Here is a 15,580-nt window from a genome sequence, read left to right on the forward strand (position 1 = left end):
ATGATTATACACAATAAGTATATAAATTATGATAACTGACTAAATTAAGACCGAAGCGCCCCTAAATAGGATTGAAAAATAATTCTTGTTTCTAAGTTTTATTTACTCTTGGAGGAGTCCCTCACGATAAGTTCTGGATCCAAAACAACCTTTTTTTCAATCTTCACTTTTGAGGCATTTTTTATTTGCTCCAGAAATACTTTAGCGGTCATTCTGCCCATTTCCAAAGGGAATTGGTTGACCGTACTAATAGTAGATTCCATGAATTTTGTAAATGGCTCATTACTGAAGCCTACCACCGCAAAGTCTTGAGGGACGTTATAGCCTAATCTTTTTAATTCTTGGATGGCGCCTAAAGCAACAAAATCACTTGATGACACAAGTGCATTAGGTTTGGGGTCGAGATTGATTAGGCTTTGGATGGCCATGGCTCCATTCTGCAGGCTACTTTTTGTTTCAATGATGTATGATTCATTGATTTCTAGGCCTGCATCAAGTAGTGCTTGTTTGTAACCTGAAAAACGATCTTTATAGATAAGAAGGGAGCGGTCTCCTCCAACATGGGCTATTCGTTTATATCCCATGTCAATGAGGTGTTTAGTTGCTTTGTAGCCTCCTTCAAAGTCATTGATGGTAACTGAGCTAACTCCGTCCATTTGTAACTTCCTGTCAAAAAAGATAAGGGGAACATTTTTATCGATGACCTTTTTGAAGGGTTTGGTTTCGGTATATGAAGTTGAAATTAAAATACCATCTACTTGGGCATTTAATAGGGTTTCAATATTGGCAGATTCCCTTTCCGTGCTCTCGTGAGTTTGGCAAATGATTACGTGGTATCCATGAGGGTTCAATTCTTCTTCAATCCCTCTAATGACTGAGCCGAAAAAATTACTATCTACTCTTGGAACTACAACTCCTACATTATGGCTTCGTCCTCTTTTTAAAGCCAAGGCCAATTTGTTTTGCTCGTAATTCATTTTAGATGCAGCTTCCAAGACGAGGGCTCTTGTGGCTTCACTAATTTTTGGGTTGTTATTTAGGGCTCTTGACACTGTTGCAGCCGTAATGTTTAGCTCTTTGGCTATGTCATAAATCGTAGTCTTTTTCGCCATTGAATTAGAAGATATTAGTGAAGAAATGGGTCTACAAATATAATTATTTTTTCTTTTCAGAAATCTTGTTATCGATTACAATATAAAATAAATATCCTTTTGATAATTGTAAAATACAACAAAATAGGGTTTTAAAAATCCTAATATGAAATAAAATCACTATGTTTTTTTTCAATAATGCAATAAATAATAGAGCTTTTTGCATATTTACTTGGAAAGTATTTTGAAATTTTTTAGGTTTGGTAATCGATTGCATTTTTGCTTTTCGATAAGTTTTGAATTCATTTTATATAGTTCTTTATGAGGGTGAGAAATTTTTTTGGGTTACTTTTTTTAATGCTGGTTTCTGTTTTGGGATGTTCCGATAAAAAGGAGTCGGTCGCTTTTAATCCATGGAGTGATATGAAGACGGTTTTGGAAACTATAAAGGCACCAGAATTTAAGAATGAAGTATATAATATAACGGACTATGGAGCACAGGGAGATAGTGTTTTCGACAATACAAAAATTATTGATTCGGTAATACGTCTTTGTTCGTCAAATGGAGGAGGTAAAGTTGTGATACCGGAAGGTAAATTTTTCACAGGTCCTATTCATCTTCAAGACAATGTCAATTTACATCTTGATAAGGATGCTGAAATTTTATTTAAAACCGATCCCAAGGCGTATTTGCCAGTAATACATACCTCCTATGAAGGAATAGAATTGATGAATTACTCGCCATTGGTGTATGCTTACAAAAAAACAAATGTGGCTATAACAGGTTCTGGAGTTTTAAATGGGCAAGCGAATGAAACCAATTGGTGGCCATGGTGTAAAAAGGATGTTTATGGTTGGAAAGAAGGGGAGCCATCTCAAAGAGATAGTTTGAATTTGCCAAGATTGATGGAGATGGGGCAGGCAGGTGTACCTCTTAAAGATAGAGTTTTTGGAGATGGGCATTATTTGAGGCCTACATTTATTGAGCCCTTTGAATGTAAAAATGTGTTGATTGAAGGGGTGAAAATCGTTAATGCTCCTTTTTGGGTTATACACCCTATCAAATCTCAAAATGTGATTGTGGATGGTGTTACTGTGGAAAGTCATGGGCCTAATAATGATGGTTGCGATCCAGAATACTCCAAAAATGTGTGGATAAAGAATTGCACGTTTAATACCGGTGATGATTGTATTGCTATTAAAGCAGGTCGTGATAATGAAGGTAGGCGAGTAGGTATAAAAAGTGAAAACATCATTGTTCAGAATTGTAAAATGATTGATGGACACGGTGGCGTGGTAATTGGAAGTGAAATGTCGGCAGGTGTATCCAATGTTTATGTTGAAAACTGTGAAATGGATAGTCCAAATTTGGATAGAGCTATTCGAATTAAAACCAATTCCAGAAGAGGAGGTGTAGTTGATGGAGTTTATGTCAGGAATTTAAATGTCGGACAAGTTAAAGAAGCCGTTTTGAGAGTCAATTTATTTTATGGCATTTATGCTGGACAGGAAGGTGAATTCATACCAGAGGTGAAGAACATTCTTTTAGAAAATGTCAAAGTAAAGAATGGAGGTAAATATGGAATTCTAGCCAAAGGTTATGCTGAATCACCTATTTCCAATATTACATTTAAAGATGTTGTTATAGATCAGGTCGAAGAACCTTTTTCTATGGAGTCTGTAGAAAATCTGAAATTAATAAATACAAAAATTAATGGTGAACTTATGGAATTTCCAATTGAGTCCGCCAAACCTTAAGTTGAATTTTTAGCAATTGAGTTTACTATAAATTAGTTTGAATTGAAATGTTGTTTTTTAAATAAGCCTGATAGCTGTCAGGCTTATTTTTTAGATGAAATGGTATGAAAGTGAAATTTCCAATCATATGTTTGATAATGCTGTTGACTTCCTACGGAATGGCTTTTCAGCAAATTAAAAAGGATACATCCTATACTGTAGCCTCTACCTACAAGAAGTTGGTTAAAAAGCATCCAGATATCAAAGAGGTGGCAATACCTGAAACACCTAATTTGACAATTCAGAAAAATTTGGTTTACGGAACCATAGGTGACCGAAAGTTGCGTTTAGATCGTTTTGAGAATACATCTGTTTCCAATGCCCCTGCTATAATTTTGGTTCACGGTGGAGGTTGGAAATCGGGAGATAAAAAATTGATGGCACCTTTGGCAGCCCACTTAGCTTTAAAAGGATATCAATGTTTTGCAGTAGAATATCGTCTATCAGATGAAGCTAAATACCCGGCAGCTATAGATGATGTTACAGAAACAATTCGTTTTATTAGAAAACATGCCAAAGAATATCAAATTAATAAAGACAATATAGTCGTTTTAGGAGCTTCGGCTGGGGCTCAAATAGCCACTTTGGTAGGTTATTTGGAACCTGATTTAGTTCGAGCCGTTGTGAATATTGATGGCGTGCTGGCTTTTAGGCATCCAGAATCATCAGAAGGAGATATGGCAGCCTTTTGGTTGGGAGGTGTTTATGAAGAGGCTCAAGAAAATTGGGAAAATGCTTCGCCTATTAACCATGTTTCCAAAAACTCCCCGCCAATTTTGTTTATCAGTAGTTCGTTTCCCAGATTCCAAGCTGGAAGGGACGATATGATTAAAAAATTAGATAACTATAATATTTTTAGTGATCATTATACATTGCCAGGGAGTCCTCATTCTTTCTGGTTGTTTCACCCATGGTTTGAGGAGACTTTAAACCATATTACTGTATTTTTAGATAAGACATTAAAGAAAAATTAAACCCTATGAAAAAACGAAATTATATTGCTGTAATATGTCTTGGAGCTTTGTTCTTGGCTTGTAAAAATGAAAAGAAAGAAACTCCTGATGAAAAGGTTGAAGTAGAACAGGCGGAAAAGACTATCCCTAACACCTATGCCGAAATTGCCATTGCCCAAGGAGGTGAATGGGTGGATGGACCGAGAGGTCATAAGGAATATGCCAATGGAACATCTTTTAAAAATGTTGACAATCTTAAAGTTCCAGAACAACATACTGATCACTCGTGGTACATTCGATATGAAGGTCCAGGTTGGGAGAGTAATAAAGTAGGGTACAGGTTGTATTTAGATTGGCGAAATGCTATAGATATTTTTGGTAAAAAAACCGATACCATGGTTTTGGCCCAAGTGGGGCAAGATGGATTTGATTCCTATCATGAGCCAGAACCCTGGGGGCAAGATATACTTAAAGTTGGCAAAGGTTTGGGAGTAGGTTCCCTAGGTAGATTAGTCAATAATGAAGTGCAGCATTTCCAAGAAGTCGATTCAACCTTTGCTTCCGTAGAAAATTCTGATGCCTTATCTACTGTTCATGTCAATTACTTTGGATGGAAGACAGGAGATGAAAGTATTGATTTGAAATCTACCTTGAGTATTCAGCCAGATAAAAGATATACCAAGCACACTATTAAACCTTCAAAAGCAGTAAATGGTATTGTAACAGGAATTATCAATCACGAAGTGGACTATTTGGAAAAACTAAGTGAAAACAAAAAATGGGGATATATTGCTACTTATGGCGAACAAACTTTGGTGCCCGATAAATTAGGGATGGCGGTTTTTTATGAGTTAGGAACTACTGCAGAAGTCAAAAAAGGAGAGTTTGATTATTTGGTAGAATTTAAACCAACAACAGAGCCTATTTCCTTTTACTTTTTAGGTGCTTGGGAACAGGAACCCGATGGTATCAAAAACAAAAAAGAGTTTGAGGCCTATTTAGATGGGTTGTTGGCAGAATTGAATTCTAATAATAAGATGTAATGAAAAGGAGCGTCCAAATTTTTCTTGTTGGATGTCTATCCTTAGGAATCCAGTTCTTGTGTGCCCAAGAAAAAAAATGGACTATTGAAGACTGTGTCAATACTTTTTCCCAAGAGGAAGCGGTTCCTACCAAAGTTGGATATCAATATTGGTTTGCCGACAAGGATTTTTTGGATGGACGAACCATAAAAATGAGTGTGGTTTCTCCTGGAAAATCTACCCATGCACCTCACAAACATGCGGAAGATGAATTCTTTTATGTTTTGGAAGGGACAGCTACATTCTATCTAAATGGAAAAGAACAAGTCGTTGGACCTAATACAAGTTTATACTGTCCGTCAAATAGCATGCATGGTATTAGTAATGCTGGTGAAACAGATTTGAAATATTTGGTTATCAAAAAGTATGATAAAAAGTAAAATTAAGATGATGAATAAACTATCGGTAGCAATTGTTTTAACCCTTGGTCTTTTTTTAAGTTGTAAGGACCAAAAAAAGCAGATTGAAACAGAAGAATCTGTATCTGAACAAATCGTGGTTGATACCTTGAAGTGGTCAGAACGAATGGCGCTTTCAGAGATTGAACGTTTTCCAGACCCTACCTTACTCGATTTTAGAGAAAAACCTAGATGGAGTTATACCAATGGCTTGGTATTGCAGGCCATGTCTAGAGTTTATGAGCAAACTCACAATCAAAAACTCTATGACTATATCTATGATTATGGAAATAGAATGATTCATGAAGATGGCTCAATTGAAACTTATAAGTTATCAAACTACAACTTGGATATGATTAAGTCCGGAGATGCCATTTATTATCTCTATCAAAACAAACAGGAACCTAGATTTAAACAAGCCATGGATACCCTTCATAAACAATTAGAAGGACAGCCTACGACTTCTGAAGGTGGATATTGGCACAAAAAAGTTTATCCATTTCAAATGTGGTTGGATGGTGTTTATATGGCAGAACCATTTCATACCAAATATGCCAAAACCTTTATGAGTCCTGAGGAAGCCAAAAAGGTTTACGATAAAATAATGCTTCAGTTTGATTTAATTGAAAAGCATAGCCGGGATTCTGAAACTGGTTTGTACTATCATGGATGGGATGAAAGTAAAGAACAAAAATGGGCGAATAAAGAAACCGGTTTATCGCAACATTTCTGGTCACGAGGTATGGGGTGGTATGGAATGGCCATGGTAGACGTTTTGGATGTTTTACCAGAAGATTATGAAGGCAGAGACCGTTTGCTTACTTACCTAAATCAATACGCAGAAGCAATAGTGAAGTATCAAGATGAAAGTGGGGCATGGTATCAAGTGCTAAATCTTCCAGATAGAGAAGGAAACTATCTGGAAGCTACCGGAACTTCTATGTTTACTTATACCTTGGCAAAAGGAGTTAATAAGGGGTATCTTCCTGAATCTTTTAAAGCATATGCCGACAAAGGTTTTCAAGGAATTCTGGATACTTTTATTACAGTTGAGGATTCAGGTGTCGTTAATCTAAATCAATGTTGTTCAGTAGCTGGTTTGGGGGGTAGCCCTTACCGTGATGGATCCTTTGAATATTATATTGGAGAGAAAATAAGATCTAATGACCCAAAAGGGACCGGTCCATTTATCATGGCCGCTTTAGAATTGGGTAAATAGTAACAAATCATGGCTTCCATTAATACTGCTTTATGTTCTTTTGGAATGAGTGGACTTGTGTTTCATGCGCCATTCATAGAAGCACATCTCGATTTTAATTTATATGGGGTATTGGAGCGCTCTAAAAATTTGGCAGAAGGAACCTATCCAGGCATCAAAACTTTTCGGACATTAGAGGAACTTCTAGCTGATGAGAAGGTTGACTTGGTAGTTGTAAATACACCTAACATCACCCATTTTGAATTCACCAAACAAGCCATTTCGGCGGGAAAGCATGTAGTTGTTGAAAAACCTTTTACTGTAAGCTCTGAAGAATCTGAAGTATTAATGGCATTGGCGAAAGAACATCAAGTATTACTTTCTGTCTTTCATAATAGACGATGGGATAGTGATTTTTTAACCGTCAAGAAAGTTCTTGAACAAAAAGTTTTAGGAGATATTGTTGAGGCCGAATTTCATTTTGACCGTTTTGAGCCTGCTTTGAGTTATAAGGTGCATAAAGAGACCCCGACCGAAGGAGTGGGAAGCTTGTACGATCTCGGCTCCCATATTATCGATCAGGCGATTCAACTTTTCGGTATGCCAAAAAGTGTGTTTGCTACTTTGGATGGTTTTCGAGAACACTCGAAAGTGGTTGATTATTTTGATGTCAAACTGTATTATCCACATCATTACGTGACTTTAAAATCAAGCTATTTTGTTAGAGAGCCTTTGCCAGCATTTAGTGTTCATGGAACCAAGGGGTCTTTTTTGAAATCGAAGGCCGATATACAAGAAGCTGTACTTCAAAAGGGAATCAAACCAAATACCGAATTCTGGGGTGTGGAGCCTGAAAAAGAGCAAGGATGGCTTCATTATATGAAGGATGGTCAATCCATTAAAACTCATCAAGCGACCGAAATGGGCAATTACATGGCTTATTATGACCAAATCTCTAAAGCTATAATAAATCAGGAAAAACTTCCTGTAACAGCAGAAGAAGCCACCTTGGTTATAAAAATTATTGAGGCCGCTCTTAGAAGTCATCAAGAAAAACGCATCATAGATTTATGAAAAAAATAGTTGTTCTAGCAAGTTTATTTATAATAGGGAATTTATATTCCCAAACAAAGAATGTGTCACAGGTTTGGGTTTCCGACAATGGCGATGGAACCTATACCAATCCCATTTTGCACGCCGATTATTCCGATCCCGATGTGGTGCGCGTGGGAGATGATTATTATATGACGGCTTCGTCGTTTACCTGTACTCCTGGTTTACCCATTCTTCATTCCAAGGATTTGGTAAATTGGGATTTGGTGAATTATGCACTTCCTAAACAAGTGCCATTGGATGTATTTGACAAACCCCAACATGGTAAAGGCGTGTGGGCACCATGTATTAGATATCACAATGGGGAGTATTATATTTATTATCCAGATCCCGATTTTGGAATTTATATGATCAAAACCAAAGACCCAAAAGCTGCTTGGTCTGAACCTGTATTGGTTAAAGGAGGTCGCGGACTCATTGACCCTACCCCGCTATGGGATGATGATGGTCAGGTCTATTTGGCTTATGCTTTTGCTGGAAGTCGCGCTGGAATTAAAAGCCTTTTGGTTATCGCTTCTATGAACGATGAGGGAACCAAAACCAATGATGATGAAGTGATGATTATTGATGGCCATGATGGAGAAGATACCATTGAGGGGCCTAAATTTTATAAACGAAATGACTATTACTACATTTTTGCACCTTCAGGTGGTGTAGCTACCGGTTGGCAAACCATTTTAAGGTCAAAATCCGTATTCGGACCTTATGAGAAGAAGAAAGTTCTACATCAAGGAGCAACCGACATTAATGGTCCGCATCAAGGAGCTTGGGTAGAAACCCAAACTGGAGAGGATTGGTTTATCCATTTTCAGGATAAGGGAGCTTACGGACGTATTGTACACATGCAACCCATGCATTGGGAAAAGGGCTGGCCAGTAATGGGAGTCAATCAATCCAAGAGTGGTGTTGGGGAGCCTGTAACTACTTATAAAAAACCTAATGTAGGTAAGACGTATGACATCGTTACACCGCCAGATTCAGATGAATTTAACACACCAACAGTAGGTTTGCAATGGCAGTGGCAGGCAAATAAACAGGTGTATTGGGGATTTCCAACATCGATGGGACATTTTACCATGTATTGTAGACCACTTTCTGAAGAGGCCAACAATATCCATGATGTGCCCAATTTATTATTACAAAAATTCCCGGCGGAAACTTTTACAGCTACTTCAAAAGTGACTTTTAATGCACGTCACGATGGCGAAAAAGTTGGTTTCTTGGTTATGGGGTTGGATTACAGCTATCTTCAAATGAAACAGGAGAATGGAGACTTATTTCTGTCTCAGGTAACTTGCATGGATGCTGATAAAGGGACTAAGGAAAGACCTGGTGAAAAAGTAAAATTGAAGACGAATACCATATATCTGCAGGTGCGAGTGAGTGGAGGAGGTCAATGTGATTTTTATTACAGTTTAAATAATAAAAAGTTTACAAAACTTGGAGAAACGTTTACAGCTCGAGAGGGTAAATGGATAGGAGCCAAGGTGGGCTTTATGGCATTGCGAGAGGGTGTTATTAATGACTCGGGGAGTCTCGATATTGATTGGATTCGATTTACAAAATGATGAAGGAGGCGCACCGCATTACTTATAACATAACAATTGTCTTAGTTGGGCTTCTTTTATTTCAAAGTTGTCAAATGCATAAACCAAAAGAGCTTGCATTTACCGTGAAGGAGGATTTGTTTGACTCTTTAAAGGTGGCTGATTTAGGATTGAATTATCCCAAAGGCATTGAAACTTTTACGGTGTTTAAACCATCAGATAGCTCAGATCACTTCAGTAATGGAGTTGTAATGACTGCGTTCAAAGGGTATTTGTATTGTCAATGGCAAAGTTCCCAAATGGGTGAAGATTCAGAAGATACGTGGGTGGCCTATAGTAGAAGTTTAGATGGAAAAACATGGACTGAACCTATGGTCCTTCAAGAATCCCAAGACGAAGGGTACAGTTCATCTGGAGGCTGGTGGAAACACGGAGATACCTTAATAGCCTATTTTAATTATTGGCCATCTAAGTTGACTCCAGAAGGAGGATATGCCTTTTATAAAACTAGTTTGGATGGGATTCATTGGTCTGAAGGAAATCCCGTTGTGATGAGCGGTGGAGAACCTATTCAAGGAATTTTTGAGCAAGATCCGTTTGCTTTAGAAAATGGTCGTATTATCAATGCAGCTCACTTTCAACCTGGATTAAATGCTTCTCCCATTTATACAGATGATGCCTCTGGTGTTCGTGGTTGGAAGCGCAGTGAGTTTACAAATAGTGCAAATAAAAATGATGTTTCTAGAGAAATTGAGCCTAGTGCCTTGGTTCAAGAAGATGGTACTTTGGTTATGATGTTTAGAGATCAGTTTAGTTCTTTTTGTTCTATGGCATCCTTCAGTGATGATTCCGGTGAAACCTGGTCTAAGCCAGAATTAACGACTATGCCAGATTCGCGCTCAAAACAGAGTGCAGGTAATTTACCTGACGGCACAGCCTATTTGGTGAATAATCCTGTTCGTTCCAAAGTGCGCATGCCTTTAGTAATCACTTTGAGTAAAAATGGAAAGAATTTTGATAAAGCTTTTTTATTACGAAAAGGAGAAGGTGATATTCAGCCCCTACGTTATCAAGGAAAATACAAGCGATTGGGGTATCATTATCCCAAATCTATGGTACATGAAGGATTTCTTTATGTGTCCTATTCAGTCAATAAAGAAGAAGTGGAATTTGCCAGGGTTCCTATTGGGAGTTTGGAAATGAATGAAAGCCGCAATTAGCTTAACTTTAAAAAACAGAACATGAAAGTGAAATTCACAAATTATATATGGCTTTTAATATTTGGTTTTATGGGTGTTTCAAGCTTGAAGGCTCAAGTGCATGATCGCTCATGGAAACAGGTTATTTACCAAAAGGAAGCTTCTTGGTTTGCCACTAATGAAGCCAAACAGGTAGCTGAAAATGTATTGCTTTATCAAAGGGATATAGGTGGGTGGCCTAAAAATGTACCCATGCATTTAACGCTTTCCAAAGCAGAAAAGAAGGAATTGGAAGCTTTAAAATCTACTGGTTTGGAAGCCACCACGGATAATGGAGCAACAACCCAAGAGATGTTATTTCTCTCCAAGATGTATGCTCAGACTGCTGATGAGCGTTATAAGGAGAGCTTTTTGCAGGGATTGGGTTATATTTTGGAAGCGCAGTATGAGAATGGTGGGTGGCCACAATTTTATCCCTTAAAAAAAGGGTATTATTCACATATTACCTATAATGACGACTCCATGGTTCATATCATGAATTTGTTATTGGAATTACGAAATAACTCCGATTATTACTCTGTTAAACCTTCAAAAGAACAATTGGAAAGGGTAAATGAAGCCTTTAAGAAGGGTATTGATTGTATTCTCAACACGCAATACAAGCAAAATGGAATTCTTACAGGTTGGTGTGCCCAACATGATGCGGTTACTTTGGAACCTGCCAAAGCGAGAGCCTATGAATTACCTTCTTTGAGTGGCGCTGAGTCTGTGGGAATTGTAAATCTATTGATGTCAGTTGAAAATCCTTCAATAGAAGTTATTAACGCAGTAAACAGTGCAGTCACTTGGTTTGAAAACAGTAAAGTTTTGGGACTTCGCCAAGAACGAACCTATGATGCCAATGGCCGGGTAGTTGATAAAGTCATGATTGCTGATAAGGATGCCCTACCATTATGGGGCCGTTTTATGGAGTTGGATGACAATACACCTTTTTTTTGTGATCGGGATGGTGTTAAAAAATATAAGCTTTCAGAAATTGGTGCTGAAAGAAGAAATGGTTATCGATGGTATACAGATGCGCCTTCAATGGTATTGGAAGCTTACCCAAATTGGAAAAAGAAATATGTGTTTTCCAAATCTAAAGGAACTCAAAGTTCACATGAGATAGTAGTTTCAAAGGACGGTACAGGAGATTATACAAGTATTCAAGAGGCTATAAACAATACTAAGGCATTTCCTTATGATCGACTAACTATTTTTATCAAAAATGGGGTGTACAAGGAAAAAATTAAGGTACATGAGTGGAACACCAACTTATCAATTATTGGAGAGAGTAGGGAAGGGACAATTATTACCTATGATGATTATTTTAATAAAATAGGTCTTGGTAGAAATAGCACTTTTTATACTTATACACTGCTAGTAGAAGCCAATAATGTGGTTCTTAAAAACTTGACTATTGAAAATTCTTCAGGCGAAGTAGGGCAAGCCGTGGCTTTATCTGTTTTTTCTGATGAGGTAGCTGTCATCAATTGCAAACTTTTAGGAAATCAGGATACCCTTTATGCTTCTGGGAAAGGAAAACAATATTATAAGGATTGTTATATTGAGGGTACCACAGACTTTATCTTCGGAAGTGCCACCGCCTATTTTGAAAATTGTCAAATTCATAGCAAAAAGAATTCTTATGTGACTGCAGCTTCCACGCCTCAAGAATCAGAATTTGGATATGTTTTTAAAGACTGTAAGTTAACGGCTGATGATGAAGTTACAGAGGTTTATTTGGGCAGGCCTTGGCGAATTTATGCGCAAACAGTATTTATCAATTGCACATTGGGAAGCCATATTTTACCAGAAGGTTGGCACAATTGGTCCAAACCAGAAGCGGAGCAAACAGCTTTTTATGGGGAATATAGCAACTCAGGAAAAGGATTTGCACCTAAAAAGCGTGTGGAATGGTCCCATCAATTAACAAGTAAGGAAGCAGAACAATATACATTAAAACATGTTTTGGGGAACGGACTCCCCAACGACAAAAAAGAATGGTATGAAACACTATAAACTTAACTTTTTACTGATATTTCTGGTCGCATTATTTATTCCAATAAATAAGGTGACGGCACAAGTCGAATTGCAGCCTAAACAACAGCTTGTTTCCATTCACACCATAGGTGACTCCACCATGGCTGATAAAGTGAATCCGGAAGAAAACCCTGAAAGAGGTTGGTGCCAGTTGCTGCCTATTTTCTTGAATGATAAAGCGGTTGTTAAGAACCATGCTGTGAATGGTAGAAGTACTCGAAGTTTTATTCAACAAAAACGATGGGATTCAGTGTATTACAAATTAAATCGAGGTGATTACGTGTTTATCCAATTTGGACATAACGACCAGAAAGAAAATGATTCGTTACGTTATACAAATCCTCATACCGCTTATAGACATAATTTAATCAAATTTGTTCAAGAGGCAAGAGAAAAGGGAGCTCATCCGGTATTGTTTTCTTCCATAGTAAGGCGTAATTTTAATGAAAATGGCACCTTGGTCGATACCCATGGAGATTATCCCATGGAAGTAAGATTAGTTGCCCAAGAATTTGAGGTGCCTTTTATCGATTTACAATATGCCACCGAACAGATGGAAGAACGTTATGGGGTTGAGGCATCCAAAAAATTACATTTACACTACGCGCCTAACGAAATAGCTTATTATCCAGAAGGAAAAGAGGACGATACCCATTTATCAATTGAAGGAGCAACAGAGGTTGCAAGATTGGCAGTGGCGGAATTAAAAAATAAGGTTCCAGAGTTTACTAATTTAATAAAAGAAGAGGAGTAAGATGTTTAGACGAATTTCTATATTGTTTTTTATGATATTTATGAATCTTGTGAATAGTCAGCCCGAAGAGGTGAATTTATGGGCTCTGGAAGTTCCAAACTCCATAGAAGATAACAGCTATCAAGAAACTTATGAATTTGAAGAGACGGTGAAGACGAAAACTTTTAAAGTATCTACGCCGACACTCCAAATTTTTAAGCCAGCGCAGGCAAATGGTACTTCTGTTATCATTTTTCCAGGTGGCGGATATGAGTATTTATCTAGTGAAAAAGAAGGAGTAAAAATAGCCCATTGGCTTAATGACTTGGGAGTCACGGCTATCATTTTAAATTACCGATTACCTTCAGATGCGATTATGACTGATAGACGAATTGGGCCCTTACAAGATGCTCAGGAGGTTGTAAGGTATGTGAGAAGGCATGCCGCTGATTTGGGTATAGACGAAAAAAGGATCGGGATAATAGGTTTTTCAGCCGGGGGACATCTGGCTTCTACTTTGTCCACCCAATATGATAGGGAGGTTTATAAACATGATGATGTAAGCGCTAGACCAGATTTTTCCATTTTAGTCTATCCTGTTATTTCCATGAAGGATGGTATCACACACGCTGGATCCAAATCACGATTAATAGGCGCAAAGGCTTCAGAAGTGGATGTGGAGCAATATTCAAATGAGCTACAAGTAACCGCCAACACGCCCATGACTTTTTTGGTGCATGCCACCGATGATGGTTCTGTGCCAGTTGAAAACAGTATCAATTACTATATGGCGCTAAGAAAGCATCGCATTTCAGCTGAGATGCATGTCTATAAGGATGGTGGTCATGGATTTGGATTGGGCAGGGAAGGAACGCACACAAGTTGGCCAAAACAATGTGAAGCCTGGATGAAAGCAAACCATTTATTGGATACAAAATCTTTATGAAGGCATTCAAGTCATTTGTGTTTGTTTTTTGTATTGGCATAATTAATCTATGCTATTCACAAACAAATGTGCAGGATTCTGTGATTGTTAATATAGAAAAGCAGATTAAACTGCCTCAAATCCCAAATTATCAAATTAATGTATTGGACTTTGGAGCGAAAGGGGATGGCAAATTCAATAATAAAAGAGCCTTTGATAAGGCTATGGGTACTCTTGCTAAAAAAGGAGGAGGTACTCTTGTTGTTCCGAAGGGAAATTTCAAAGTAAATGGTCCCATTCATTTTGTGAGTCATGTGAATCTTCATTTGGAAGAGGGTTCAAAAATTACTTTTGGAAACAACCCAAAAGATTATCCCAATGTCTTAACTAGTTGGGAAGGCACCATGTTATACAATCACAGTCCCTTTATTTATGGAATAGATCTAGCAGATGTCAGTATTACTGGAAAGGGAACAATAGATGGGGATGGAGGCAGTGTTTGGACTAATTGGAAGTCTAAGGAAGGCGACGGAAAGGCTTTGAGCCGAAAGATGAACCATGAAGAACAGTCGCTTGAGACACGGATTTTTGGTGAGGGTTTTTATTTAAGACCGCAATTGATTCAATTTGTCTCTTCCAAAAATGTACTGATTGAAGGGGTTACCATTGAAGATGCTCCTTTTTGGTGTGTCCATATACTGAAATGTAGCAGCATCACCCTTAGAGATTTAAAATACAATGCCCATAACAAAAATAACGATGGTATTGATATCGAGCATTCCGAATTAGTGCTTATAGAAAAGGTAAGCTTTGATAATGGTGACGATAATATTGCTATTAAGGCAGGAAGGGATCATGATGGTAGGAATGCCAATATGCCCTCTAAGCAAATTATAATAAGAGATTGTACATTTAAAGGGCTTCATGCTTTGGTGATTGGTAGTGAAATGTCTTCTGGCGTTGAAGATGTTTATGGCTATAACTGTAAAGCGAGTGGCTATTTAAAAAGAGGCATTTACATCAAAACCAATTCCGATCGTGGTGGATATATAAGAAACATCCATTTCAATCAGTTGGATTTTCAAGATGTAGAGGATGCTATCTACATTACCTCCAATTACCATGGGGAAGGAAGCGGATTGTTTCCTTCAGAAATTTCCAATCTTTATTTTTCCAATTTAAGTTTTACCAAAGCCTCTAATACAGCTATTGTTGTGGAAGGGTACCCAGAAAAACCTGTTGAAAACATCTATTTTGATTTTATTGAGGTGGGTTCTACGAAAAACGGAATGACCATATCAAAAAGTAAGAATGTGCAAGTGAACGAAGTGGTGATAGGTGAAAAGCAAACGGTGCCTAGTGCTGTCCGTTAATGTTTATGAAGAACCTTTTGTGAAACGTTCTCCGAATTATTGATTAAATTGGTTTTCAAACTAATGAAAAGAAATTAAACAAAGTTTTA

Annotated in this window: 13 protein-coding genes; 12 read left to right on the top strand and 1 reads right to left on the bottom strand. The window is 37.7% G+C overall.

The window, feature by feature from the left end; translation table 11 throughout:
- Window positions 1-98: 98 nt before the first annotated feature.
- Window positions 99-1,112, bottom strand: a complete 1,014-nt coding sequence (locus ZA07_RS07995) for a LacI family DNA-binding transcriptional regulator (protein WP_053971184.1) — start codon at window positions 1,110-1,112, stop codon at window positions 99-101.
- Window positions 1,113-1,412: 300 nt separating this feature from the next.
- Between ZA07_RS07995 and ZA07_RS08005 the strand changes: the two genes are divergently transcribed.
- The 12 genes from ZA07_RS08005 (at window position 1,413) to ZA07_RS08060 (ending at window position 15,491) form a co-directional block, all read left to right on the top strand.
- The gene (locus ZA07_RS08005) at window positions 1,413-2,849 is read left to right on the top strand and encodes a glycoside hydrolase family 28 protein (protein ID WP_053971186.1); all 1,437 of its coding nucleotides are present in this window, start codon (window positions 1,413-1,415) and stop codon (window positions 2,847-2,849) included.
- A 104-nt stretch (window positions 2,850-2,953) separates the two neighbouring features.
- The gene (locus ZA07_RS08010; RefSeq protein ID WP_082316543.1) at window positions 2,954-3,862 is read left to right on the top strand and encodes an alpha/beta hydrolase; all 909 of its coding nucleotides are present in this window, start codon (window positions 2,954-2,956) and stop codon (window positions 3,860-3,862) included.
- Window positions 3,863-3,867: 5 nt separating this feature from the next.
- The gene (locus tag ZA07_RS08015; RefSeq protein ID WP_053971188.1) at window positions 3,868-4,884 is read left to right on the top strand and encodes a DUF4861 family protein; all 1,017 of its coding nucleotides are present in this window, start codon (window positions 3,868-3,870) and stop codon (window positions 4,882-4,884) included.
- Window positions 4,884-5,303 carry a cupin domain-containing protein gene (locus tag ZA07_RS08020; RefSeq protein ID WP_053971189.1) on the top strand — a complete coding sequence of 140 codons (420 nt, stop codon included), beginning with the start codon at window positions 4,884-4,886 and terminating at the stop codon, window positions 5,301-5,303. The genes ZA07_RS08015 and ZA07_RS08020 overlap by 1 nt, the downstream gene beginning before the upstream one ends.
- A 7-nt stretch (window positions 5,304-5,310) precedes the next feature.
- A complete protein-coding gene (locus ZA07_RS08025; protein WP_231628653.1) occupies window positions 5,311-6,540 on the top strand; it encodes a glycoside hydrolase family 105 protein in 1,230 nt (409 codons plus the stop codon).
- A gap of 9 nt (window positions 6,541-6,549) precedes the next feature.
- Window positions 6,550-7,593, top strand: a complete 1,044-nt coding sequence (locus ZA07_RS08030) for a Gfo/Idh/MocA family oxidoreductase (protein WP_053971190.1) — start codon at window positions 6,550-6,552, stop codon at window positions 7,591-7,593.
- Window positions 7,590-9,200, top strand: coding sequence for a glycoside hydrolase 43 family protein (locus ZA07_RS08035; RefSeq protein ID WP_053971191.1), 1,611 nt, complete (start codon window positions 7,590-7,592; stop codon window positions 9,198-9,200). The genes ZA07_RS08030 and ZA07_RS08035 overlap by 4 nt, the downstream gene beginning before the upstream one ends.
- A 74-nt stretch (window positions 9,201-9,274) precedes the next feature.
- On the top strand, window positions 9,275-10,399 hold the full coding sequence (locus tag ZA07_RS08040) for a sialidase family protein (protein ID WP_053972090.1): 1,125 nt from the start codon (window positions 9,275-9,277) through the stop codon (window positions 10,397-10,399).
- A 21-nt stretch (window positions 10,400-10,420) separates the two neighbouring features.
- Complete coding sequence (gene pelA, locus ZA07_RS08045) at window positions 10,421-12,439, top strand: pectate lyase (protein WP_082316544.1); 2,019 nt, start codon at window positions 10,421-10,423, stop codon at window positions 12,437-12,439.
- Window positions 12,426-13,214, top strand: a complete 789-nt coding sequence (locus ZA07_RS08050; RefSeq protein ID WP_082316545.1) for a rhamnogalacturonan acetylesterase — start codon at window positions 12,426-12,428, stop codon at window positions 13,212-13,214. Before pelA ends, ZA07_RS08050 begins: the two co-directional genes overlap by 14 nt.
- 40 nt (window positions 13,215-13,254) lie before the next feature.
- Entirely contained in the window at window positions 13,255-14,139 is an 885-nt protein-coding gene (locus ZA07_RS08055; protein WP_231628654.1) for an alpha/beta hydrolase, read from the top strand.
- Window positions 14,136-15,491 carry a glycoside hydrolase family 28 protein gene (locus ZA07_RS08060; RefSeq protein ID WP_053971194.1) on the top strand — a complete coding sequence of 452 codons (1,356 nt, stop codon included), beginning with the start codon at window positions 14,136-14,138 and terminating at the stop codon, window positions 15,489-15,491. The genes ZA07_RS08055 and ZA07_RS08060 overlap by 4 nt, the downstream gene beginning before the upstream one ends.
- The last annotated feature ends 89 nt before the right edge of the window (window positions 15,492-15,580 follow it).

This window comes from Mangrovimonas sp. ST2L15, from assembly GCF_001280515.1.
Lineage (GTDB): Bacteria > Bacteroidota > Bacteroidia > Flavobacteriales > Flavobacteriaceae > Mangrovimonas > Mangrovimonas futianensis.